20 protein-coding genes and 1 tRNA gene are annotated in these 23,011 nt (G+C 62.6%); 8 read left to right on the forward strand and 13 right to left on the reverse strand.

Features of this window, described 5'->3' with window-relative positions; genetic code table 11:
- Positions 1 to 107 precede the first annotated feature (107 nt).
- Genes glp through RBB29_RS07385 form a run of 5 tightly spaced genes read right to left on the reverse strand, consistent with a single transcriptional unit; the run spans position 108 to position 4,166 of the window.
- Positions 108 to 1,280 (reverse strand): gephyrin-like molybdotransferase Glp, encoded by a 1,173-nt coding sequence (gene glp / locus RBB29_RS07365; protein ID WP_306113928.1) that lies wholly within the window; start codon positions 1,278 to 1,280, stop codon positions 108 to 110.
- The gene (gene moaC / locus RBB29_RS07370; RefSeq protein WP_306113929.1) at positions 1,277 to 1,753 is read right to left on the reverse strand and encodes a cyclic pyranopterin monophosphate synthase MoaC; all 477 of its coding nucleotides are present in this window, start codon (positions 1,751 to 1,753) and stop codon (positions 1,277 to 1,279) included. Before moaC ends, glp begins: the two co-directional genes overlap by 4 nt.
- Complete coding sequence (gene trpC / locus RBB29_RS07375; RefSeq protein WP_306113930.1) at positions 1,754 to 2,569, reverse strand: indole-3-glycerol phosphate synthase TrpC; 816 nt, start codon at positions 2,567 to 2,569, stop codon at positions 1,754 to 1,756. It lies immediately after the preceding gene.
- Positions 2,566 to 3,588, reverse strand: coding sequence for an anthranilate phosphoribosyltransferase (trpD, locus tag RBB29_RS07380; protein ID WP_306113931.1), 1,023 nt, complete (start codon positions 3,586 to 3,588; stop codon positions 2,566 to 2,568). The genes trpC and trpD overlap by 4 nt, the downstream gene beginning before the upstream one ends.
- The gene (locus RBB29_RS07385; RefSeq protein WP_306113932.1) at positions 3,585 to 4,166 is read right to left on the reverse strand and encodes an aminodeoxychorismate/anthranilate synthase component II; all 582 of its coding nucleotides are present in this window, start codon (positions 4,164 to 4,166) and stop codon (positions 3,585 to 3,587) included. Before RBB29_RS07385 ends, trpD begins: the two co-directional genes overlap by 4 nt.
- A gap of 176 nt (positions 4,167 to 4,342) precedes the next feature.
- On the opposite strand from RBB29_RS07385, the gene RBB29_RS07390 reads away from it, so the two are divergent.
- Positions 4,343 to 5,995, forward strand: coding sequence for a divergent polysaccharide deacetylase family protein (locus RBB29_RS07390; protein ID WP_306113933.1), 1,653 nt, complete (start codon positions 4,343 to 4,345; stop codon positions 5,993 to 5,995).
- A gap of 61 nt (positions 5,996 to 6,056) precedes the next feature.
- Here the strand turns inward: RBB29_RS07390 and RBB29_RS07395 are convergent, their stop codons facing one another.
- Genes RBB29_RS07395 through gpt form a run of 5 tightly spaced genes read right to left on the reverse strand, consistent with a single transcriptional unit; the run spans position 6,057 to position 11,795 of the window.
- Positions 6,057 to 6,617 carry a pseudouridine synthase gene (locus tag RBB29_RS07395; RefSeq protein WP_306113934.1) on the reverse strand — a complete coding sequence of 187 codons (561 nt, stop codon included), beginning with the start codon at positions 6,615 to 6,617 and terminating at the stop codon, positions 6,057 to 6,059.
- A gap of 7 nt (positions 6,618 to 6,624) precedes the next feature.
- Complete coding sequence (trpE, locus tag RBB29_RS07400; RefSeq protein ID WP_306113935.1) at positions 6,625 to 8,136, reverse strand: anthranilate synthase component I; 1,512 nt, start codon at positions 8,134 to 8,136, stop codon at positions 6,625 to 6,627.
- Between the two features lie 13 nt (positions 8,137 to 8,149).
- On the reverse strand, positions 8,150 to 9,991 hold the full coding sequence (locus tag RBB29_RS07405; RefSeq protein WP_306113936.1) for a peptidyl-prolyl cis-trans isomerase: 1,842 nt from the start codon (positions 9,989 to 9,991) through the stop codon (positions 8,150 to 8,152).
- 46 nt (positions 9,992 to 10,037) lie between these two features.
- Positions 10,038 to 11,240, reverse strand: a complete 1,203-nt coding sequence (locus tag RBB29_RS07410; protein ID WP_306113937.1) for an aminotransferase — start codon at positions 11,238 to 11,240, stop codon at positions 10,038 to 10,040.
- Positions 11,241 to 11,276: 36 nt separating this feature from the next.
- The gene (gene gpt, locus RBB29_RS07415; RefSeq protein ID WP_306113938.1) at positions 11,277 to 11,795 is read right to left on the reverse strand and encodes a xanthine phosphoribosyltransferase; all 519 of its coding nucleotides are present in this window, start codon (positions 11,793 to 11,795) and stop codon (positions 11,277 to 11,279) included.
- Between the two features lie 139 nt (positions 11,796 to 11,934).
- On the opposite strand from gpt, the gene RBB29_RS07420 reads away from it, so the two are divergent.
- The gene (locus RBB29_RS07420; protein ID WP_306113939.1) at positions 11,935 to 12,693 is read left to right on the forward strand and encodes a murein L,D-transpeptidase family protein; all 759 of its coding nucleotides are present in this window, start codon (positions 11,935 to 11,937) and stop codon (positions 12,691 to 12,693) included.
- A gap of 6 nt (positions 12,694 to 12,699) precedes the next feature.
- Here RBB29_RS07420 and RBB29_RS07425 read toward each other — a convergent pair whose 3' ends face one another.
- A complete protein-coding gene (locus RBB29_RS07425) occupies positions 12,700 to 13,308 on the reverse strand; it encodes a LysE family translocator (RefSeq protein WP_306113940.1) in 609 nt (202 codons plus the stop codon).
- A gap of 6 nt (positions 13,309 to 13,314) precedes the next feature.
- Positions 13,315 to 14,121 (reverse strand): enoyl-ACP reductase FabI, encoded by an 807-nt coding sequence (fabI, locus tag RBB29_RS07430; protein ID WP_306113941.1) that lies wholly within the window; start codon positions 14,119 to 14,121, stop codon positions 13,315 to 13,317.
- Between the two features lie 172 nt (positions 14,122 to 14,293).
- On the opposite strand from fabI, the gene pdxH reads away from it, so the two are divergent.
- The 6 genes from pdxH to RBB29_RS07460 all read left to right on the forward strand — a co-directional run bounded on the left by pdxH (position 14,294) and on the right by RBB29_RS07460 (position 21,561).
- Complete coding sequence (gene pdxH / locus RBB29_RS07435) at positions 14,294 to 14,899, forward strand: pyridoxamine 5'-phosphate oxidase (RefSeq protein ID WP_306113942.1); 606 nt, start codon at positions 14,294 to 14,296, stop codon at positions 14,897 to 14,899.
- Between the two features lie 121 nt (positions 14,900 to 15,020).
- The gene (locus RBB29_RS07440) at positions 15,021 to 15,554 is read left to right on the forward strand and encodes a cold-shock protein (RefSeq protein ID WP_306113943.1); all 534 of its coding nucleotides are present in this window, start codon (positions 15,021 to 15,023) and stop codon (positions 15,552 to 15,554) included.
- On the forward strand, positions 15,524 to 16,093 hold the full coding sequence (locus RBB29_RS07445; RefSeq protein ID WP_371931447.1) for a DUF192 domain-containing protein: 570 nt from the start codon (positions 15,524 to 15,526) through the stop codon (positions 16,091 to 16,093). The genes RBB29_RS07440 and RBB29_RS07445 overlap by 31 nt, the downstream gene beginning before the upstream one ends.
- Before the next feature lie 70 nt (positions 16,094 to 16,163).
- Positions 16,164 to 16,240: transfer RNA gene (locus RBB29_RS07450), tRNA-Pro, on the forward strand.
- A gap of 596 nt (positions 16,241 to 16,836) precedes the next feature.
- Positions 16,837 to 20,514 carry a vitamin B12-dependent ribonucleotide reductase gene (locus RBB29_RS07455; RefSeq protein ID WP_306113945.1) on the forward strand — a complete coding sequence of 1,226 codons (3,678 nt, stop codon included), beginning with the start codon at positions 16,837 to 16,839 and terminating at the stop codon, positions 20,512 to 20,514.
- Between the two features lie 294 nt (positions 20,515 to 20,808).
- Positions 20,809 to 21,561, forward strand: coding sequence for a glycosyltransferase family A protein (locus RBB29_RS07460; RefSeq protein WP_306113946.1), 753 nt, complete (start codon positions 20,809 to 20,811; stop codon positions 21,559 to 21,561).
- Between the two features lie 724 nt (positions 21,562 to 22,285).
- Here the strand turns inward: RBB29_RS07460 and RBB29_RS07465 are convergent.
- Positions 22,286 to 22,990: an invasion associated locus B family protein gene (locus RBB29_RS07465; protein ID WP_306113947.1), complete on the reverse strand. Its 705-nt coding sequence runs from the start codon at positions 22,988 to 22,990 to the stop codon at positions 22,286 to 22,288.
- Between the last annotated feature and the right edge of the window lie 21 nt (positions 22,991 to 23,011).

Genomic DNA, 23,011 nt, shown 5'->3' on the forward strand with positions numbered 1-23,011 from the left:
AAGGTCCCCTGAGGCGTTTTGTACGCGTGTCAGCTCCGAAGGGGATCAAAGGCAACAGGCGCCGTGCCGAACGAACCCAGTTTGCTTTGAATTGACGCTTCGAGAGATCAGATCGGGATGTAGTCGACGATATCGCCGATGGACCTTGGGCCGTCGTCGCGGGGCCGGATCAGGAGGGCATTGGCGTCGGCCAGTACGGTCAGGAGCGAGCTGTCTTGCCGGGTTTCGGCGGTGATTTCGCCATCGGCGACGAAGGCGCGCATATAGTGTTCACGCGGGCCATTGGCTGGCATGTCAGCGCCGAGCCGGGCGGTCATCCGGGGCAGGGGTGATTGCCCGAGACCCAGCAGGGCGCGGATGACCGGCGCGAGGAAAACATGGCCGCAGACCATGGCCGAGACCGGATTGCCCGGCAGGCCGACCATCACCGCATCGCCCATCCGGCCCGCCATCAGCGGTTTGCCGGGGCGCATGGCGATCTTGTAGAACGACCGCTGCATCCCGAGCGATTCCGCCACCGGCCCGACCAGGTCATGATCGCCCACGGAGGCGCCACCGATGGTGACGATCAGGTCGGCATCGCGGGCCAGATCGAAAGCGGCCTCCAGCAGCGGGCGGCTGTCCTTGGCAATCGGCAGAATGCGCGCGCGCGCGCCGATCCCGTCAAGCAGCGCCTTGAGGCCGAAGGTGTTGGACGCGATGATCTGATCGGGGCCCGGGTCCTCGCCGGGCATGACCAGCTCGTCACCGGTGGAAATCAGTGCCACATCGGGGCGGCGGGCGACCTGGACATCGGCGATGTTCATCGACGCCAGAAGCGCGATATCGGAGGGCCGCAACAGGCGGGGCGCAGCGAGGCGGTCGCCCGTACGGAAATCGGCGCCTGCGGGGCGGATGTTGTCACCGCCGCCCAGCCGGTCACTGATCGTGATGCGATCACCATCGCGGTCGATATCTTCCTGGATCACCACATGGCCCGCGCCGTCGGGCAGGGGCGCACCGGTGAAAATGCGCACGGCCTGTCCCGCGCCGCAGGTGCCGTCAAACCCATGCCCGGCGGCGGATTCGCCGATCATGTCGAAGCCCGCACCAACGGCCACCTCATCCGCGCGCACCGCATAGCCATCCATCGCGGAGGCGGCAAAGGGCGGCTGATCGCGCGTGGCGATGGCGTCTTCGGCCAGTACACGACCCACGGCCTGGGTCAGCGGAACGGCCTCAGTCTCAAGCGGGGAAATCAGCGCAAAGAGATGGTCAAGCGCCTCTTCGACGGTGATCATTTTGCCTCGTACCGCCCTGATTTTCCACCATCTTTCAGGATAACGCGGGTGCTGCCGATTTCCATGCCACGATCGACGGCCTTGCACATGTCATAGACGGTCAGCGCCGCGACATTGGCGGCGGTCAGCGCCTCCATCTCCACACCGGTCTGGCCTGTGGTCTTGACGGTGGCCTCGATCTGCACCCCGGGCAGCGCCGCGTCGAGTGTTAAATCCACGGTCACCTTGGTGATCGGCAGCGGATGACAGAGCGGGATGAGATCGGCGGTTTTCTTGGCGCCCATGATCCCGGCCAGCCGTGCAACGGCCAGCACATCCCCCTTCTTGGCTCGACCTTCGGCAATGATATCAAAGGTTTCAGGCAACATCTTGACGTTACACGCGGCGGTGGCGATCCGGTCGGTCACGGCCTTGTCGGACACATCGACCATATGGGCATCGCCTTTGCCGTCGAAATGCGTGAGGCCCGACATTTACATGCCCCCGGGGGTCAGGGGCGCGGCAAGAATATCGCGGGTCGCGGCGGTCACGTCACCCGCGCGCATCAACGTTTCGCCAATGAGGAAACTACGCGCGCCATAGCGGGCCATGTCGGCCAGGTCTTCGCGTGTCGCAAGGCCGCTTTCACAGACGATCATCCGGTCGACGGGCACCAGCTTCGAGAGTTTCCGGGTCGTATCAAGCGTCGTCTCGAACGTGTTGAGATCACGGTTATTGATCCCGATCATCGGGGATTTCAACGCCGCTGCGCGTTCCAGCTCCGGCTGGTTATGCACCTCGATCAGCACGTCCATGTCCCAGCCGATGGCGGCGTCTTCAAGCTCGGCTGCCTGCGCGTCATCGACACTCGCCATGATGATGAGGATGCAGTCGGCCCCAAGGGCGCGGGCCTCGGCCACCTGATAGGGATCATACATGAAATCCTTGCGCAGCACGGGCAGGTCACAGGCCCCGCGCGCCTGCGGCAGGAATTCCTTGGCACCCTGGAAACTGGGCGTATCGGTCAGCACCGACAGGCAGGCCGCGCCGCCATCGGCATAAGCCTGCGCCAAGGTGGCGGGGTCGAAATCCTCGCGGATCAGACCCTTGGACGGGCTGGCCTTCTTGATCTCGGCGATGAGGCCATAACCGGGCTGCGCCGCCTGCCGCAACGCCTCGACAAAAGCGCGGGTGGGGCCGGCCTCGCGCGCCTGGGCCTCAACTGCCTCAAGCGGGGTCTCGGCCTTGGCAGCCGCAACCTCTTCGAGTTTGTAGGCCTTGATCTTTTCCAGGATGGTGGGGATGCTCATGCGGCCTCCGATGTGAGTTTGGCGAGGGCAGTGATCCTGTTGAGCGCAGAGCCACTGTCGATGCTCTCGGCGGCCTTGGCAACACCGGATTTTAGATCCGGCGCGGCATCGGCCACAACCAGCGCAGCGGCGGCATTGAGCAACACCGCGTCGCGGTAAGCTCCCGGCGCGCCGTCAAGCAGGGCGCGGAACGCCGCACCGTTTTCTTCGGGCGAGCCGCCGACGATATCCTCGAACGGATGCACGGGCAGGCCGAAATCCTCGGGGTGCAGCTCGATCTCGCGAATGCTGCCATCCGCCTCCAACGCGCAGACCCAGCTTAGCCCGGTGATGGTCAACTCGTCGGTCCCGTCGCTGCCATGCACGAGCCAGGCGCGCTCGGATCCCAATTGCCCAAGCGTTTCGGCCATGGGGCGGATCATCGCGCGCGAAAATGCGCCAGTGAGTTGCCGTTTGACCCCCGCCGGGTTGGTGAGCGGCCCGAGGATGTTGAAGATCGTGCGGGTGCCAAGCTCGGCCCGGACCGGCCCCACATGGGCCATCGCCGGGTGGTGCATGGGGGCCATCATGAAGGCGATGCCAACCTCCGACAGCGCCCGTTCGACCACGTCGGTGCCGACCATGACATTGACGCCCATCTGACCAAGCGCATCCGCGGCGCCGGATTTGGACGACAGGTTGCGGTTGCCGTGCTTGGCAACCGGTACACCCGCGCCCGCGACCACGAAGGCGGTGGCGGTCGAGATGTTGAGCGTGCCTTTGCCGTCCCCGCCGGTGCCAACGATGTCCATTGCGCCCGCAGGGCCGTTGACCTTGTTGCACTTGGCGCGCATGACGGCGGCGGCGGCGGCATATTCATCGACGGTTTCACCCCGGGTCCGCAGCGCCATCAGAAGCCCGCCAACCTGACTTGGCGTGGCCTGGCCTTCGAACAGGATGTTGAACGCAACCTCCGCCTCGTCCCGCGTGAGGGGACGGTCAGCCGCCGCGCCGATCAGGGGTTTGATATCGTCACTCATGCAGGAACCTTCATGGTGTCGAGGAAATTCTTCAAAAGCGCGTGGCCATGTTCGGAGGCGATGGATTCGGGGTGGAACTGCACGCCGTGGATCGGCAATTCGCGGTGGCGCAGGCCCATGATCGTGCCGTCCTCAAGCTCGGCATTGATCTCAAGACTGTCGGGAAAGCTGTCGCGTTCCACCACAAGCGAGTGATAGCGCGTGGCCTCAAATGGCGAAGGCAGGCCGGCAAAAACACCGGTGGCCTGGTGGTGCATGATGCCCATCTTGCCATGCACGATCTCGGAATGGCGGATTACGGTGCCGCCAAAGCTCTGACCGATGGCCTGATGCCCGAGGCAGACGCCAAGAAGCGGCGTCCTGGTCTCGGCCGCGGCCTCCACCAGCGCGAGGCAGATGCCCGCCTGATCCGGGTCGCAGGGGCCGGGGCTTAAGAGGATACCGGCGGGGTTCAGGGCCATCGCTTCCTGCACGTTGAGCGCATCATTGCGGTGCACGACAACATCCGCCCCCAACTCGCCCACGTAATGCACGAGGTTATAGGTGAAACTGTCGTAGTTATCGATCAAGAGCAGCATCTTGCCAGTCCTTGCTTTTGGGGGGCTGGAGGCCCCATATAGGGTCGCGCTATACTTGTTCAGTCTTGCAAGGCAGCGTCAAGGGGCGCAAAGCTGGGAAAAAGGCAAATAGAGGGGCAAAGGCAGTGGCACGGGGAACTTTATCAGGCGCGGTCACAGGATTGGTGGTATCGGCCTTGGCTGTTGGCACCGCATCGGTGATGACCGAGGTGCCAGGCGCGGGAGCGCCGGAGGCAACCGCGATCGAAGTACCTGCCGGATCGGAATTCAACCAGGCCCGGGACGACACCGAAGCAACCTTGCCCGAGGCCGAGGCCACGACCGATGCCGCCGAGGTGGCCCGTGTCGAGCCGCCCCAGCCCGATGACCTGAGCCTGATCGACACCGATGACACCGAAAGCGCCGCGCAGCCGGAGACCGGTGATACGGAGGTGGCATTGAACGCCCCCGCCGCCGATGAAAGCGCCCCGGGTATTGCCGCCGACAGCGATGCACCGGTTCAGCCGACCCCGCAGGCTGAGGCGCCCGCGGCCCCGGCAATTGAAGAAGAGCTGTCGATTTCCACCGAACCGGCCCAGCCCGCCTTGCCCGATGTCTCCGAAGAGGATACCGGCTTTGCCACCCCGTCCGAGCCGGAGCAGGCGCCGCCCGCCGAGGAGACTGCCGACACATCAAACACGGCCGAAGAGCCAACCATCGAGGTGCCGGAAGAGCCCGAGGTAGCGGTGATCGAGCCCACCCCAACGGCCGAGCCGGAGCCTGAACCCGTTGCCGAGGCAACAACGGACACAACCGCCGATGCCGGAGAAAGCGGTGATGTGGCCACGGAAGACACCACAGAAGAGACCGCGGAAGAAAACGCCGAGACCGTCGAGGTGCAGGACAGCGTCGTCGCCCCCAGCCTGCCGGTGATCGAGGTTCCTGACGCCTCACCTGACGAGGTGCCTGCAACGCCCGAGCCGCCCGCCGCTCCCGAAGAGGAACTGGCCGCGCTGGCCGAACCTGAGGAACCTTCGGGCACAATCGACGACATTGCGCCGAACGTGACGACGGACCGCCTGCCGTCGGTCACCGATGAGCCGGAGCCGTCTGAGGAAGACACCGCCGTTGCCGCCGATCCCGATGCCGCCGAGCCCGCACCCGCCAATGACAGCCTGCCGCCGATCCAACGGTTCGCCACCGTCTTTGAAAACCCGAGTGAAAAGCCGCTGATGTCGATCGTGCTGATCGACGACGGCAGCAGCCCCATAGGTCTCGATGCGCTCAACAGCTTTCCCTATCCGCTGAGTTTCGCGGTGGATACCGGTTGGGACGGCGCAGGCGCGGCGATGCAGAGATACCGCGATGCGGGCTTTGAAGTGCTGGCCATGATCAACCTGCCTGAAGGTCAGGGCGCGAGTGACACCGAAGTGTCGATGCAGACCTACCTTGAACGTGTCCCGGAGGCCGTCGCGGTGATGGAAGGGGACGGCAGTGGGCTGCAGGCCGGGCGCGAAGCGAGCGAACAACTGGCGCAGATCCTGCGCGATACCGGCCACGGGGCAGTGCTGTTCCCCAACGGTCTCAACACCGCGCAAAAACTCATCGCACGCGAAGGCGTGCCCTCGGCTAGCGTGTTCCGCGACTTTGATGCCAAGGGGCAGAACGCCACCGTCATCCGCCGGTTCCTGGACCAGGCCGCGTTTCGCGCCGGACAGGAAGAGAAGGGCGTCATCATGGTGGGTCGCCTGCGCGCCGACACGATCAGTGCGCTGTTGCTCTGGGGCCTGCAGGACCGCGCAGGCCGGGTGGCGATTGCGCCTGTGTCGGCGGTTCTGACCGCGGAGTAAGACATCTGGTGACCCCGTCCCGGGCTTGACCCGGGACCTCTTGGCGGCGGAGGCCCCGGGGTCAAGCCCGGGGCGGCACGGCCTGCCGCCATTCACCTGGCGCGATACCTTCTACGCACCAGTTTCCCACGCGCCAGCGGACGAGGCGGAGGGTCGGGTGGCCGACATGCGCGGTCATGCGGCGGACCTGACGGTTGCGGCCTTCGGAAATGGTGATCTCGAGCCAGCAATCCGGGACGGATTTGCGAAAGCGCACCGGCGGGGTGCGGGGCCAGAGGTCGGGCGGGTCGATCCGGCGGAGTTTCGCGGGGCGGGTGGGACCGTCTTTCAGCGTCACCCCCGCGCGCAAAGCCTGAAGGGCTGCGTCATCGGGCAGGCCCTCGACCTGCACCAGGTAGGTCTTGCGCATCTTGTGGCGCGGATTGGCGATGCGGGCCTGCAGCTTGCCATCGTCCGTGAGGATCATCAGCCCCTCGCTGTCGCGATCCAGCCGCCCGGCGGGATAGACGCCCGGTACGTCGATGTAATCCAAGAGTGTCGAGCGCGGGCTGTCCTCAGAGCCCCTGTCGGTGAATTGCGACAGGACGCCGAAGGGTTTGTTGAAGAGGATCAGGCGAGCCATCGGCGCCTCAGGAATTGCCATTCCCGGTGAAGCGCGCCGCGTCGGCGGCGGCACGGCGGATGGCGTTCGATTTATGGACGGTTTCCATATACTCCGCCTCCGGATCGCTGTCATAGACCACGCCGCCCCCGGCCTGAATATAAAGGTTTTCATCTTTCACCACCGCCGTGCGCAGGGCGATGCAGACGTCCATATCCCCGTTCGCGCTGAAATACCCGACCCCGCCGCCATAGACGCCGCGTTTTTCCGGCTCCAGCTCGTCGATGATCTCCATCGCGCGGACCTTGGGCGCGCCCGAGACAGTCCCCGCAGGCAAGCCCGCCAGAAGCGCGCTCAGCGCATCCTGATCCTCGGCCAGCTCGCCCACCACGTTCGACACGATGTGCATCACGTGGCTGTAGCGTTCGATAATGAACTCCTCGGTCGGGCGGACGGTGCCGATCTTGCTCACGCGACCGGTATCGTTGCGCCCGAGGTCGAGCAGCATCAGGTGTTCGGCCAACTCCTTGGCGTCGGCCAGCAGGCTTTCCTCGTGGGCGCGGTCCTCTTCCGGGGTCGCCCCGCGCGGACGGGTGCCGGCGATGGGGCGGATTGTGACCTCGTTGCCAAAGACCCGCACCAGGATTTCGGGGCTGGCGCCCACCACCTGGAAACCGCCGAAGTTGAAATAGAACATGAAGGGCGACGGGTTGGTGCGCCTCAGCGAGCGGTAAAGCGCGAAGGGCGGTTGCCGGAAGGGCTGCGTCCAGCGTTGGCTTGGCACGACCTGGAAGATATCGCCCGCACGGATATACTCCTTGGCGGTCTCAACGGCCTCTTTGTAGCCCTCGCGGGTGAAGTTCGAAACCGGCGGCGCGTCCTCATGCGCCTCGCCCAGGTCGCGGGCCTGCTGGGGCAGGGCGCGTTCGAGGTCGCGCACCGCATCCATGACACGCTCGGCGGCCTGGGCATATGCAGCCCGCGCGCTCAACCCGGAATGGGTCCAGGCGGGCGAAACCACGATGACCTCACCCTTGACACCATCGAGCACCGCGATGACCGAGGGGCGCAACATCACCGCATCGGGCAGGCCAAGCGGATCGGGGTTCACATCCGGCAGATGTTCGACCAGCCGGATCATGTCGTAGCCCAGATACCCGAAAAGCCCCGCGCTGGCGGCGGGCAACCCATCGGGCAGATCAATACTGCACTCACCGATCAGGGCGCGCAGATTGTCGAGCGGATGGCCGTCCTGGGCCTCGAACTCCGCCGGGTCAAGGCGGGCCTGCCTGTTGATGCGGCTCGCCTCGCCATGACATTGCCAGATCAGGTCAGGCTTCATGCCGATGATCGAATAGCGCCCGCGCACCTCGCCGCCGGTCACGGATTCGAGCACGAACGCATCGCGCGCCGCCCCCGTGAGCTTCAGCATCAGCGAAACGGGCGTGTCCAGATCGGCCGCAAGCCGGGCATAGACAACCTGGTTGCGTCCGGCGTCGTAACCCTCGGCGAAGGCGTCGAAACTTGGGGTCAGGTCCACTGGCGCGCCTTTCCTACTGGAAGTTCGAGTGTACGGCGTTCAGCGCCTGCTGATTGATCTCGATGCCGGCCCGGGTGCGAATGTCGTTGGCAAGGATCTGGTAAAGATCCTGCGCGATGCTGCCCGCGGTCTGCTCCTGGATGCTTTGGCGCAGGGTGGCAAGATCGGGGTCGGTCGCGTCCGGTTTGCGCACATCGTCAAGCCGCAGCACGAAAAGCCGCCCGCCGCCCTGGATCAGTTCAACATCGCCCTTGGCCATGCCATAGACCACCTCGACAAACTCGGGCGGCACGTCCTCCTGGAACCCGCGGCGTGACAGGCCTTGGGCTGATTGCGCCTCCATCCCCAGATCTTCGAAGGATGTCCCCTCGGTCAGCTGGGCGGCCTGTGCCTGCACTTGCGAGTTCAGGGCTTTCTCGACCTCTTCGCGGCGCCAGGCGTCTTCGACCTCCGTACGGACCTGCTCCAACGGTTGCAGCGTCGGCGGCACCACCTCGTCGAGCCGCATCGCAAAGATGCCGCCATCCTCCAATTGCGCCACGTCTGGATAATCCTCCGCAGTGATCGCACCCGCGGCCTGGCGGAAGGCGTCATAGGCGGCGATGCCGTCAGTCACACCCACATGCCAGTCGATCTGCCCCAGGACCATCTCGGTCTCTTCGGCCAGATCTTCGATCGTGGCGCCCCCGGCCAGAAGGTCATCAACTCCTTCGATCTGGCCATCCACCACGCGGCGGGCACGGTCGCCTGCAATCTCGTCGCGCAGCTCGGGCAGGGCCTGCTCAAACGTCGTCTCGCGCGCGGCCAGAATGGCGTTCACGCGGAAAAGGGCGGGGCCGATCGGGCTTTCGAGCGGGCCGACGATATCCCCGGCCTCGGCGGCGAATACCGCGTCACCGGCAGCTTCGAGTTCGATCTTCTGCACATCGCCCAGGTCAATGTCGGCCAGCGCTAGGCCGCGCTCCTCGACCAGTGCCTCGAAGGTCGCCTCACCGCTGTTGATCCGCTCAAGGGCTGCCGTGGCACTTGCATCATCGGCAAAGGCCAGCCGCTCGACCAGACGCCGCTCGGGCTGGATATACTCCGCCGCGCGGTCGTCATAGGCGGCGCGCAGGGTGTCTTCATCGACCTCGACGGTGTCGATGATCATGTCCGGCGTCATCCACGCATAGGTCAGGCGCTTGGTCTCGGGCGTCGTGAAGGCGGCGGCATTCTCTTCGTGATAGGCGCGCAGGTCGTCGTCCGTCGGCACCGGCAACCCGGTCGCCAGATCGTCACGGGTCAGAACCGCCCAAGTGATGTCACGCTCTTCGGCCAGGAAGTTGAGCAGGGTATCGGTGTAGGCATCCGGCGCGTTTACCCCGCCCAGAACGGCGTTTTGCAGGATCGAGCTTGCTTCCTGCGAGCGCAAACCATCTTCGAACTCGGCCTCGTTGCTGCCTGCCTGTTCCAGGGCAAAGCTGTACGCTTCGCGGTCAAACGTGCCATCGGCGCGTTGAAACGCCTCGATTTCAGTGATCCGCTGGCGCAGGTTGCCATCGCCCATCGAGATCCCGAGGCGGCGGGTTTCCTCTTCAAGCGCGGTGATCGCGACCAGTTGCGACAGCACGGCGGCGTCAAGGCCCGCTTCCTGAGCCTGGGCAAAGCTCACGGGCCCGCCGACCTGGGTTTCCAGCGCACGGATCTGATTTTGCAGAGTGCGGGCATAGTCGTTCAACCCGATCTCGGTCTCGCCCACCGATCCAACGCTGCGCACGGAGCCTGAAAGGTTCGTCACGCCAAAGCCGCCGAGACCCAGGATGAGCAGGCCCATCAGGATCCAGACCAGTGATTTTGAGATACCTTTACCCGCCATGACGCCTTCTTTTCATACCTGAGGATGTGATTTTCTTCGCGACTGTCTACGCGCTGGCCGCAGGAGGGGCAAGGGGCCAGTCCAGTGCCTCCAGCCGTTCAAAGAGCTGACCGATCCCGGCGCGATCCACATTGGCGAACGCGACCCGCATCTGCCGCGCGCCGGCGGGGTCACTATCGGGCATGAACATCGTGCCCGGCAGCAGCAGCACACCGGCCTCGGCCACGAGTTTTTTGGCCAGTTCATCCGATGCCATGGCAAAGGGATGCTGCATGTAGGCGAAATAGGCGCCGCAGCCCAGCAGTTGCCACCCCTTGGCGGCGAGCCGGGGCATGTTGTCTTCGATGGCCGCGCGCCGGTCGAGGATTTCCGCACGTTCACCTGCCAGCCATTGCGACAGGTTCTGCATCCCCCAAAGCGCCGCGATCTGGCCCAGTTGGTTGGGGCAGATCGTGACAGTATCAAGGAACTTCTCGGCTTGGGCCAACCGGTCAGGGGCCGCGACCATGGCGCCGACGCGGTGCCCGGTGAGCCGAAACGCCTTGGAGAAGGAATAAAGCTGGATAAGCGTGTCGTCCCAGTCGGGATCGGCGAAGAGGTCATGTGGCGCGCCGCTACGCGCATCGAAATCGCGATAGGTCTCATCGACGATAAGGGCAATGCCGCGCGACCGGGCGAGGTCAAAGAACGCGCGCACCAGATCGGCGGGGTATTCCACGCCGCCGGGATTGTTCGGCGTGACCAGTGAAATTGCCCGGGTGCGGTCGGTGATGAGCGCCGCGGCCTGTTCCGGATCAGGCAAGAGACCCGCACCCGCGGGCAGCGGAACCGACGTGACGCCGACCATGTCCAGCCACATTTTATGATTGAAATACCAGGGAGTTGGCAGGATAACTTCATCCCCCTCGGCGCAGAGCGTCGCGATCATCGCGCAAAATGCCTGGTTGCAGCCCGAAGTGATGCCGACATTGGCCGCGGTGACCGTACCGCCATAGGCCGCCGACCATTGCTGGGCCACTTCTTCGCGCAGATCGGGCATGCCGAGGACCGGCCCGTAAAGATGCGCTTCGGGCGTGTTCACCGCCGCATCGGCAATGACCTGGCGCAGCGGCTCAGGCGGCGGGTCAACCGGCGCGGCCTGGCTCACGTTGATGAGCGGGCGGTCCGGCGCAAATGTGACCCCTTCGAGCCAGCGGCGCGCCTCCATGACGGGCGGAAAGAAGGTGGTGGCGGTACGGGGTGTCACCATGGGGGTCTCCGGTGCTGCGTGTCAGCGAATGAGGGGTCAGTCGACGCCGCGATAGGGCTGGACATATTGCAGGGCCATGTCCCAGGGGAAGAAGATCCACGTGTCCTGGCTGACCGACGTGATGTAGGTATCGGTCTGTTTCTCGCCCTCGGGTTTGGCGTAGACGCAGGCGAAATGCGCCTTGGGATAATGCGAACGCACCAGTTCCAGCGTCTTGCCGCTATCGACAAGGTCATCGACGATCAGGATGCCCTCGCCATCGCCCATCATCTCGGCATTAGGGGCCTTTAGAACCTGCGCCTCGCGCCGCTGATCGGCCTTGCCGCCGCCGGAATGGTAGGATTTGACCGACACTGTATCGACCGTGCGGATATCGAGCTCGCGCGCGACGATCATCGCGGGGGCCATGCCGCCGCGGGTGATGGCAACAACGGCCTTCCACGATCCATCATCCGGCCCTTGCCCGTCAAGGCGCCAGGCCAGCGCCCGCGCATCGCGGTGCAGCTGATCCCAGCTGACGTGAAAACCTTTTTCGTGGGGCAGGCGGTCGGACATCGGGGTTCCTTTGACGTGAGACAGGATTTGCGCATTGATACAGGCAGAACCGGCGCGCCAAAAGAGGCATTCGGCATTTTTGCTTTCGCACCCGCGCCCGGAGGGTTAGCGTTTGCCCCGAGGTAGCATCGGGGTCGACATGAGGCGGGTGATACGCGCGGTGGTTTTGGTGGTGATCCTGCTCGTCGGGGGTGGGGTGATCCTTGCGCGGTATTTTCCACATGCGGTGCCGGATCGCATCGCCCGACCCTTGGGTGTAGGCGGGGAGATCGAAGAGGTCCGCGCGGCTTTGACCGAGCCGCTCACGGCAGAGCTTGAGCGCAAGGGGCTGCGTTTCGGCGCGCCGGTCTTCATGCGGATATTCAAGGAAGAGGCTGAACTTGAGCTTTGGGTGCAGGGCCCCGCGCGGTTCGAGCTCTTCAAGACCTACGCGATCTGCAACTATTCCGGCGCGCTTGGTCCAAAACTGCGCGAAGGCGACCGGCAATCGCCCGAAGGGTTCTACCGGGTCGGGCGCGGCGCGCTGAACCCGAATTCCCGGTTTCACCTCTCCTTCAACCTCGGCTTTCCGAACGCCTATGACACGGCCCATGACCGGACCGGCAGTTTCCTGATGGTCCACGGCGATTGCGTGTCGATTGGCTGCTACGCGATGACCGATGCGGCGATCGAAGAGATCTATGTGCTGGCCGAGGCGGCCTTGCGGCAGGGGCAGGGCGCGTTTGATGTGCATGCCTTTCCGTTCCGGATGAGTGACGCGCGCATGGCCCGGGCGGCGGGACATGCGTGGTTCGGGTTCTGGGAAGAGCTGAAGCCGGGCTATGACGCCTTTGAACAGAGCGGCCAGGTGCCCGAAGTGACGGCCAATGGTCGCCGGTACGAGGTCGCGGCGCGGTAGCCGGTGTTAGGAACGGTCGAGCAGAAGGCGCAGGCCAAGCGCGCCAAGCACGGCTGCGGTCACCCGGTCGAGGCCGGGCTTGAGGCGCAGGAAGCCGTCGCGCGCGGGCCGCGTGGAGAGAAGCGTGGCAAATGCGAGATAGGCCAGCGATTCAACCACGAATTGGTTGAGGACAATGAGCGCCTTGCCCGAAAGCGCCATGTCGGGCGGGAAGATCACCAGAAGGACCGCCGAAGCGAAAAGGACCGATTTCGGGTTGGCGAGGTTGACCAGCGCCCCGGCGAGGACAAGGTTGCCGCCACTGACGTCGCCGCGGGTTTCAATCGGCTCCGACGCATGACGCCAGGTCGAAATCGCCAGCCAGACAAGGTATGCGGCGCCGATCACCTTGAGCGTCATGTAGGCGAAGGGGAACATCTGGAAAATGACGTTGAGGCCCAGAAGGGCGGCCGCGGTCCAGCCTGCTGCCGTGGCACCAAGGCCGATACCAAAGAGGATGCCGGCGCGCCGACCTGAGGCCAGCGTGGTGCGAATGGCCATCAGCATGGCAGGGCCGGGGCTGAGCAGGGCCGCCAGCAGTGCCAGGTTGAAGGCAATCAGGTGGGTGAGTTCCATCTTGGATCAGGATTTGTCGATATCGGGCGCGTCGACGGCTTTCATGCCAACCACGTGATAGCCCGCATCGACATGCAGGTTTTCGCCAGTGACGCCGCTGCCCAGATCGCTCAGCAGGTAGAGCGCGGAATTGCCCACGTCGTCGATGGTCACGTTGCGCCGCAGGGGGGAATTCAGCTCGTTCCATTTCAGGATATAGCGGAAATCACCGATGCCCGACGCGGCCAGCGTCTTGATCGGTCCGGCGGAGATCGCGTTCACACGGATGCCGTCCTTGCCCAGATCTTCGGCCAGGTATTTCACCGACGCTTCAAGCGCCGCCTTGGCCACGCCCATGACATTATAGTGCGGCATGACCTGCTCGGCACCATAGTAGGTCAGCGTTAGCATCGCACCGCCATCGGGCATGATCTTTTCCGCGCGCTGAGCCACCGCGGTGAAGGAATAGACCGACACGTCCATCGTCATCAGGAAATTGTCGCGGCTGGTGTCCACGTACCGCCCGCGCAATTCGTTCTTGTCGGAAAAGCCGATGGCGTGAACCAGGAAGTCGATCTTGCCCCAGGCCTTTTCGATGGCGGCAAAAGCGGCGTCGATCGAGGCGGGGTCAGAGACGTCGCAGTCGAAGAGGTTGGTCACCCCAAGCTGATCGGCCAACGGTTCGACCCGTTTCTTGAACGCATCACCCATATAGGTGAAGGCCAGTTCGGCCCCCGCATCGGCACAGGCCTTGGCAATGCCCCAGGCAATTGATTTGTCATTCGCGAGGCCCATGATCACCCCGCGTTTGCCTGCCATCAGATTATTCGACATATCGTGCCCTCGGCCAATTTTCTTGTTATACAATTTCTTTAGGCGATTGGCCGTAGGGCATCAAGGGCATGGCGACCCTCCGCCGATGAATGGCGGCTGTTACAAAACCCAGCTTGCTATGTTGGCGCTCCCGGTCTACCCGCTACTAAGAAGATAGTTACGAGTTGGTGACATGACGGAACGCGACGGCATATTCGCAGGCGACAATCCATTCGACATAGCCCGTGGCTGGCTGAACGAGGCGACAGAGACCGAGCCGAACGATCCCAATGCAATTGCATTGGCGACGGTGGATGCCGACGGCCTGCCGAATGTGCGCATGGTTCTGCTCAAGGAAATCGAGGATGACGCCTTCGTTTTCTACACCAATTACGGCAGTGCGAAGGGTCGCGAACTTGACGCGACGGGCAAGGCGGCACTGGTGATGCATTGGAAATCGCTCAGGCGGCAGGTGCGGGTGCGCGGTCTTGTGGAACGTGAGGACGGACCGCAGGCAGACGCCTATTTTGCATCGCGGTCGTTGCAGAGCCGTCTGGGGGCCTGGGCATCCGAGCAATCGCAGGAGCTCAAGTCCCGCGCGACGCTTATGGCAAAGGTGGCCAAGATCACGGCACAGAAGGGGCCAAACCCGCCGCGACCGCCCTTTTGGGGCGGGTTCAGGATACGCCCGCTGGAGGTCGAGTTCTGGGCAGATGGGGCGTTCAGATTGCATGACAGGTTCGTGTGGCGCCGCGCTTCATCGGAGAAACCTTGGGAGATAAAGCGGCTAAATCCGTGACATTCGCGCTACGTAAAATGCAAGGTGCTGAGAGCTATGGGTTTTTTGGGGTTGCATGAGCGCATCGAGTGACGCAAAAGTTGTTAAGGTCTTGGGGACGAAGACTGTTGGGTAGGACAAAGTGACGAAAGACAACGAAGGTACCCGCAGAGTAAAAGGACAAGTTAAGTGGTTCGACCCCGTCAAGGGGTTTGGGTTTGTAGTTGCCGACGAAGGCGGGCCGGATATTCTGTTGCACGCAAATGTACTGCGTAATTTCGGGCAGAGTTCTGTCGCGGATCGCGCTGGTATTGAGATAGATGTCCAGGACACGGATCGTGGTGTTCAGGCTGTCGAGGTGCACGTCATCGAACCACCACAGGATGCCGTATCATCCGGGCTTCTTGACCTGGATGATGTCGATCCGGAAATCATCAACTCTGCAACGCTTGAGCCCGCGCGGGTCAAGTGGTTCGACAAGGGCAAGGGGTTTGGCTTTGCCAATACCTTTGGGCGCGACGAGGATGTGTTTGTGCATATCGAGGTGCTCCGCCGTTCCGGTCTTGCCGATTTGCAGCCCGGCGAGGCCGTGGCAATTCGTGTGATCGAAGGCAAACGTGGCCGGATGGCGACAGAGGTGTGTGGATGGGAAACCGCGGTCAAGGCGCCGGCCTGAAGCGTTTCGACTTACTGGTAAGACGGGTGCAGCCGCTTTTTGCCTTGGGCCGAAGCGGCGCCACCGCATGTTGCCGCGCTCTTGGTGCGGCATCCCTTTTGCTGATGGCCGGGTCGGTCGCGGTCGCGGGTGAGTGCCGTGACGACAAGGTGACCTTGCGCGGCGATTGGGGGCAGGCGAGCTTTACCGTTGAATTGGCCGATGACGAGGCCGAGCGTAACCAGGGCCTCATGTTCCGCGAGAGCATGCCCAAGAGTGCCGGTATGCTTTTCATCTATCCTGGGCCCAGCGATCGCATTGGCTTCTGGATGAAGAACACGCTGATCCCCCTGGATATGGTGTTTCTGGATGAGACCGGCACGGTGCGACGGATACATGTCAACGCCATTCCCCACGATGAACGGCCGATCATGGGCGGCCCTGGGATCATGGCGGTCCTGGAAATCAATGGTGGTCTGGCCGAGGTCATGGGCATCACCGAGGGCAGTCAGATGCGCCATCCCGCCTTCGGCAAGGACGTGGCCGCCTGGCCTTGCTGAGCGTTCCTGCGCCCTTCGCGGTTTTTGGGCTTTTCAATCCGGATAATCGCAATTAGATACGGCCTCGGTCCGGGGCGTAGCGCAGTCTGGTAGCGCACCTGTTTTGGGTACAGGGGGTCGCAAGTTCGAATCTTGCCGTCCCGACCATGAATTCCTTCCGACATGATCTGGCTGATTCTCCGGCGCCGCTCGCCCGGCGATCAAAGGTTTGTAACATTTTCGCGACGACCGATGGCGGCGCCGAACTTTTTTCGGGCGCCATTAATCTACGTTAATTTATTGGACCCACAGGTTTCGGTCAGTGATACCTTGCCTGCGGCCCCCATGAGTTCTTGCGGCTAAACAGGCCGAATAAAAAGGCTTTCCGGGATGGGCGAAATCCGCGCGCGCGGGTTAATCTTCGTAAAGATCTTGGCGAATGAATCACGCGGGAACGTCCGCGCATCTGCGGCTCTCGGCGTCAACGGTTTTTTCCTCAAAATTTTTAAAAATTTTCGTTGACCCGCTAGGGGTGAATACGTCAGTTTGTGTAGACCGGCCGACAAGCCACAACATATAGTGGCGACGGCCAGGCAGGGACAACTAACCCAAACATACCCGGATGCAAGCTCGGGCTGGTGTTCTGCGCCGCGGTTATCGCGTGTTGCAGGGGGATAGATGTCTGTCTGAGGAGAAGGGCAGTCGGCCCGCAACGTCTGGCCGACATATGAAATGAAATGCTGGATTGATGGGGCAGCGCAAAAATGAAAATCGAACGTAAATTTACCCAAGCCGGTCAAGACGCCTATGCGGCTTTGGATTTCAAGATCACCAGTTCAGAGATCCGCAACCCGGATGGCAAGATCGTGTTCCGCCTGGAAGAGGTCGAAGTCCCCAGCGGGTGGAGCCAGGTGGCCAGCGATGTCATTGCACAGAAGTATTTTCGCAAGGCGGGCGTCCCGGCACGGCTGAAGAAGGTTAAGGAGAAGGACGTTCCCGAGTTCCTGTGGCGCTCGGTCCCCGATGGCGATGATGTCGAAAAAGGCGGCGAGACAAGCGCCAAGCAGGTGTTTGACCGTCTCGCAGGCGCCTGGGCCTATTGGGGCTGGAAAGGCGGCTATTTCACCACCGAGGAGGATGCCCAAGCCTATTTCGACGAGATGCGCGTGATGCTGGCCAAACAAATGGCCGCCCCCAACAGCCCGCAATGGTTTAACACCGGCCTGCACTGGGCCTATGGCATCGATGGCCCCAGCCAGGGTCACTATTATGTCGACCACAAAACCAAGAAACTGACCAAGTCGAGCAGTGCTTATGAGCACCCGCAACCCCATGCCTGCTTCATCCAGTCGGTCGCTGACGATCTGGTGGGCGATGGCGGCATCATGGACCTGTGGGTGCGCGAAGCCCGCCTGTTCAAATATGGCTCCGGCACCGGCACCAACTTCTCGTCACTGCGTGCAGCCGACGAGCCGCTTTCGGGCGGTGGTAAATCCTCGGGCCTGATGGGCTTCCTCAAGATCGGTGACCGGGCGGCTGGCGCGATCAAATCCGGCGGCACCACACGCCGCGCGGCCAAGATGGTCATCTGCGACGCGGACCACCCCGATATCCAGGAGTTCATCAACTGGAAGGTCAAGGAAGAGCAAAAGGTCGCCAGCATCGTTGCCGGCTCCAAGATGCACGAGGCCAAGCTGAACGATATCTTCGGCGCGATCCGTGCCTGGGACGGCAGCACCGAGGATGCGGTCGACCCCAAGAAAAACGAGCAGTTGAAAGACGCCATTCGCGGGGCGAAAAAATCAGCGATCCCCGAGACCTATGTGAAACGCGTGCTGGACTATGCCAAGCAGGGCTATGACAGCATCGAGTTTCCGACATATGACACCGATTGGGACAGTGAAGCATATGCGTCGGTCTCGGGGCAAAACTCCAATAACTCGATCCGCGTCACCGATGCTTTCCTGAAGGCGGTCGAGAGTGATGGAAAATGGGATCTTATCAATCGTACTGACGGGTCAGTCGCGGACACAATAGACGCCAGAAAGCTATGGGATGACGTCGGTCACGCCGCCTGGGCCTGCGCCGATCCGGGCATCCAGTACCACGACACTGTGAACGCCTGGCATACCTGCCCGGAAGACGGTGAGATTCGCGGCTCAAACCCTTGTTCTGAATACATGTTCCTCGATGACACCGCCTGTAACCTGGCGTCAATGAACCTGTTGACCTTCTACAAGGACGGCCAGTTCGACGCCGAATCCTATGTCCACGCCACGCGCCTCTGGACCGTGACGCTGGAGATCAGCGTGATGATGGCGCAGTTCCCGTCGCAGGAGATCGCACAGCTTTCTTACGAGTTCCGCACATTGGGTCTCGGCTATGCCAATATCGGTGGCCTCCTGATGAATATGGGTCTGGGCTATGACAGCGACGAGGGCCGCGCGCTTTGCGGTGCGCTTACCGCCGTCATGACCGGTGTATCCTACGCGACCTCCGCCGAAATGGCCGGAGAATTGGGGCCTTTCGCGGGTTACAAGCGCAACAAGGATCACATGCTGCGCGTCATCCGCAACCACCGCAACGCCGCCTATGGCGCGACCGAAGGCTATGACCAACTGGCCGTGAAACCGGTGCCGCTCGATCTGGCCAACTGCCCGGACAGCCGCCTGGCCGATCTGGCGATGGCAAGCTGGGACGAGGCGCTGAAACTGGGTGAAAAGCACGGCTACCGCAACGCGCAGGCGACCGTGATCGCGCCCACGGGTACGATCGGCCTGGTGATGGATTGCGACACCACGGGGATCGAGCCGGACTTCGCGCTGGTCAAGTTCAAGAAGCTCGCCGGTGGCGGCTACTTCAAGATCATCAACCAATCGGTGCCCGCGGCCCTTGAAAAGCTGGGCTATGGCCCCGCGCATATCGAGGAAATCGTGAGCTACGCGGTCGGTCACGGCACCATCGGCAACGCGCCTGGTGTCAACCATACCTCTCTCATCGGTCACGGCTTTGGCCCGAACGAGCTGGAAAAGGTTGACGCGGCGCTTGGCTCTGCCTTCGATATCCGCTTTGTCTTCAACCAGTGGACCCTGGGCGAAGAGTTCTGCACCAACGTGCTGGGTATCCCCGCGGAGAAGTTGAACGATCCGACCTTCGACCTGCTGGCGAGCCTCGGCTACTCCAAGGCCGATATCGACGCGGCTAATGACCATGTTTGCGGCACCATGACACTCGAAGGCGCGCCGCATCTGAAGGAAGAGCATTATCACATCTTCGATTGTGCCAACCCCTGCGGCAAGAAGGGTAAACGCTACCTTTCCGTCAACAGCCACATCACCATGATGGCCGCGGCGCAGTCCTTCATCTCGGGCGCGATCTCCAAGACGATCAACATGCCCAATGACGCGACGATCGAGGATTGTCAGAAAGCCTATGAACTCAGCTGGTCGCTGGGTGTGAAAGCCAACGCGCTTTACCGTGACGGCTCGAAACTGAGCCAGCCGCTGGCCGCTGCGCTTGTCGAGGATGACGACGAGGCCGCCGAAATTCTCGAAAGCGGCTCGACTCAGGAAAAAGCCGCCGTGCTGGCCGAGAAGATCGTCGAGAAGGTGATCGTCAAGGAAATCGTCAAGTCGCACCGCGAAAAGATGCCGGAGCGCCGCAAGGGCTACACCCAGAAGGCGGTTGTCGGCGGCCACAAGGTCTATCTGCGGACGGGTGAATATGGCGATGGCTCCCTCGGTGAAATCTTCATCGATATGCACAAAGAGGGCGCCGGCTTCCGCGCGATGATGAACAATTTCGCCATCGCCGTGTCCGTGGGCCTGCAATACGGTGTGCCGCTGGAGGAGTTCGTCGATGCCTTCACCTTCACCAAGTTCGAACCGGCGGGCATGGTGCAGGGCAATGATAGCATCAAGAACGCGACCTCGATCCTCGACTATATCTTCCGCGAACTCGCTGTTTCCTATCTCGACCGCACCGACCTAGCCCACGTGAAGCCCGAAGGCGCGTCGTTTGATGATCTCGGTCGCGGCGAGGAAGAAGGCGTCAGCAACATCGCCGAGATGTCCGAGGCCAGCGCCAACAAATCGCTCGAAGTGCTGAAGCAGATCAGCTCGACCGGGTATCTGCGCAAGCGTCTGCCGCAGGAACTGGTGGTGCTGCAGGGCGGCCAGACCGTGGGGGCCACGGCGCTCGATGGGGCGGTCGATCCGGTCGCCACGCTTGAAACGCTCGTGCCGGAAACCGCCGCGGCGGTGGCCACAACCACCACGTCGACCACGGCAGTGGCGGCGGCAACCACGATGGATGCGCGCACCAAGGCCAAGATGCAGGGCTACGAAGGCGACCCCTGCGGCGATTGCGGCAACTACACGCTGGTGCGCAACGGCACCTGCATGAAATGCAACACCTGCGGCGCGACAAGCGGGTGTAGCTAAGGAACTCGCGTCCTCCTGGGGCGCGTAGGGGTCTCGGTCTCCTCCAGAGCCGGACCCCGACGAATACCGCCGCTCCTCCACGCAAGGTGAAGGGGAGGCGGAGATAAGGTGAGATCGGACTTACAGGCTCTGGTCTCCCTTCCCGGGGCGGGTGCGCTCGCCCCTGACGACACTCAGGCCGCAGGCAGAAACCGGGCGGTATAAAGAGTGAGCTTGAGTGGCGAAACTTACCGGGGGGCCAAGGCCCCCCGTTTTTCTGTTGCCACTGTCGCAAGACTGCGAGAGAACCGGCCCATGGCACAACCAGCGATCAGCATCTGTATTCCGGCCTATGACATGGGCGGCAAAGGGGCGGGATTTCTTGCGGCCTCCTTTGAGCGGATGGTCGGGCAGGGGTTCACGGATTTCGAAGTTGTCGTTTCGGATCAATCGGATACCGATGGCGTCGCGCAGGTTTGTGCGCGCTATGGCGATCGGCTGAACATCCGCCGGGTGGATTTCACCGACGGGCCGCGGCAATCCTCGGCCAATGCCAACAATGCGATGCGCCATGCATCGGGTCGGATCCTCAAGATCTTGTTCCAGGATGATTTCCTGGCCCGCGCGGATGCGCTTGAGCAGATTGCGCGCGGGTTCGAGGATGCCGGTGCGCGCTGGCTGCTCTGCGGGTCGGGCGTGTCGCGGGACGGGGAGACGGTCGAGAACCCGATGGTGCCGCGCCTTAACGATCAGCTTCGATTTGGCCGCAACACCGTGTCGAGCCCGTCGGTTCTGGCCCTGCGGGCGGAGGTTGGGCTGCATTTCGATGAAAACCTGATCTGGCTGATGGATGTTGAATTCTATGACCGTTGCGCGCAACAGCTCGGCGCGCCGGGGATCCTGCCTGACGTGTTGGTGGCGAACCGGTTGCATGAAGGGCAGGTGAGTGCGCGGGTCACCAAACCCCTGCGCCGGTCGGAGCTGCGCCATGTCTGGCGGAAGACCAGATCCCGCGCGAGCTGGCGCGATTTCCGGGCCTTTGCATATCAATTTCTCAAGGCGCTCTGAGGAGCCTGCGACCTGGTGGTTTTTGACGTTCCTTTGAGGGGAGCGATCTTGGGCTTGGCCGCTTTGCGGACTAACCTGGCATCCAAGAACGAGCCGCGCGATCGCCAGACCGCGGGATGGCGATCTACCGTTCTTAGGCACACTTTATCTTTGCCAAGTCCGGACGACCTCTGATCGGTGCGCAACCTGTCGAAATCGCCAGCCCTTGCGGGCGGTCTGGCGATCGCGCGGCGGCCTGCGGCCTTGATTCCGCGCGGGGTTCGAACTCGAACGTCCGCATTGGGCTCAAAGCGGTCCTCTGATGCAAGTAGTTGGTCAATCTCGCGATAAGTGGCGGTTAAGCGGACGAAGCGGACCTTGGATCGCCATCGAAACAGAGGGCATCGTCCGACCGCGGGTTGGCGCACCTAGCGATGTTCATCGCTCTTTATGGTGGCGTGCACCTCCCACGATCGCTGGGATTGAAACGGTGACGAAGCGCCCGCCCATGGGGCGGTGTCGCCCATTGGGCTCGAACCAATGGCGCCTTCAATGGGCAACCGCTGCCCGGCGGTGCTGCGCACCTTGATTCCGGGCGGGAGCAATGTCCGTATTGGGTTTGGACCCGTTGTTCTATACGGAAAGCGATTGTCACCGTTCACAGCGAAAAAACACCTTCCCGCAAACAAAAACGCCACTCTGCAAGGAGCGGCGTTCTAGGGTGTGCATATTGGCGTTTCAACAATCAGTTCTGAACCGTCGAGACGTTGTCGTAAGCGGCGGTAAAGCCGGTGAGCGATACCTTGATGTTGACCTTCTGGTCGGGGGCCTGCGCCGGTACGATCTGCAGGCTGGCAGCAGCGCCGCGCTTGAACGCATCCACATCCGCCGCCGTCAGGCCGATCCGGGCAAAGCATCCTACGGCACTGCAGAAGGAATAAGAGAAGCTCTTGGACTGACCGCCGTCGATCGACACTAGGAGTTCCCGCGTCAGCAACGTGCCAAGCGGCACGACGATGGTGGCGCCCGCGGTGGCCTGTGATCCTTCTGGCAGCTTGAACAGGCTGAACTCCGCGACGGGGTTGCCCGCATCCTCGCGCAGCAACTGGTACATCTGGCAAAGGTCTTCCTGGCCTTCGCTGCGGAAGCATTTCAGTTGCCAGTCGCCATATGTCTCTTTGATATATGTCGGGTCCTCGACGACCTCTGTGCCCATGTCGAGGCCATCCACCCCGGCGGCATCCTCTTCGGCCGCAGGGTCGGCATCGGTCTCGGCGGCGCCAGCTTCGGCCCCGGTCGTCTCTGTCTCGGTGGTTTCCGCCTCGGGTGCGGCCTCAGGCGCGGCCTGGGCGGGTTCCTCGGTATCAGGTGTGGTGGTTTCCTGTGCATGCAGGGCGGCGCCAAAAACAAGCGCGGCAAACAGAGGCAGGACATTCAATAATCTGGGCATCGGTTCCCCGTTTTGATGGTT

Source organism: Roseovarius sp. MMSF_3359 (genome assembly GCF_030733385.1).
Lineage (GTDB): Bacteria > Pseudomonadota > Alphaproteobacteria > Rhodobacterales > Rhodobacteraceae > Roseovarius.

Coding starts and splice junctions, on each gene's coding strand:
- glp (WP_306113928.1), bottom strand. CDS start 1,280: ATGATCACCGTCGAAGAGGCGCTTGACCATCTCTTTGCGCTGATTTCC.
- moaC (WP_306113929.1), bottom strand. CDS start 1,753: ATGTCGGGCCTCACGCATTTCGACGGCAAAGGCGATGCCCATATGGTC.
- trpC (WP_306113930.1), bottom strand. CDS start 2,569: ATGAGCATCCCCACCATCCTGGAAAAGATCAAGGCCTACAAACTCGAA.
- trpD (WP_306113931.1), bottom strand. CDS start 3,588: ATGAGTGACGATATCAAACCCCTGATCGGCGCGGCGGCTGACCGTCCC.
- RBB29_RS07385 (WP_306113932.1), bottom strand. CDS start 4,166: ATGCTGCTCTTGATCGATAACTACGACAGTTTCACCTATAACCTCGTG.
- RBB29_RS07395 (WP_306113934.1), bottom strand. CDS start 6,617: ATGGCTCGCCTGATCCTCTTCAACAAACCCTTCGGCGTCCTGTCGCAA.
- RBB29_RS07405 (WP_306113936.1), bottom strand. CDS start 9,991: ATGGCGGGTAAAGGTATCTCAAAATCACTGGTCTGGATCCTGATGGGC.
- RBB29_RS07410 (WP_306113937.1), bottom strand. CDS start 11,240: ATGGTGACACCCCGTACCGCCACCACCTTCTTTCCGCCCGTCATGGAG.
- gpt (WP_306113938.1), bottom strand. CDS start 11,795: ATGTCCGACCGCCTGCCCCACGAAAAAGGTTTTCACGTCAGCTGGGAT.
- RBB29_RS07420 (WP_306113939.1), top strand. CDS start 11,935: ATGAGGCGGGTGATACGCGCGGTGGTTTTGGTGGTGATCCTGCTCGTC.
- RBB29_RS07425 (WP_306113940.1), bottom strand. CDS start 13,308: ATGGAACTCACCCACCTGATTGCCTTCAACCTGGCACTGCTGGCGGCC.
- fabI (WP_306113941.1), bottom strand. CDS start 14,121: ATGTCGAATAATCTGATGGCAGGCAAACGCGGGGTGATCATGGGCCTC.
- pdxH (WP_306113942.1), top strand. CDS start 14,294: ATGACGGAACGCGACGGCATATTCGCAGGCGACAATCCATTCGACATA.
- RBB29_RS07445 (WP_371931447.1), top strand. CDS start 15,524: ATGGGAAACCGCGGTCAAGGCGCCGGCCTGAAGCGTTTCGACTTACTG.
- RBB29_RS07455 (WP_306113945.1), top strand. CDS start 16,837: ATGAAAATCGAACGTAAATTTACCCAAGCCGGTCAAGACGCCTATGCG.
- RBB29_RS07460 (WP_306113946.1), top strand. CDS start 20,809: ATGGCACAACCAGCGATCAGCATCTGTATTCCGGCCTATGACATGGGC.
- RBB29_RS07465 (WP_306113947.1), bottom strand. CDS start 22,990: ATGCCCAGATTATTGAATGTCCTGCCTCTGTTTGCCGCGCTTGTTTTT.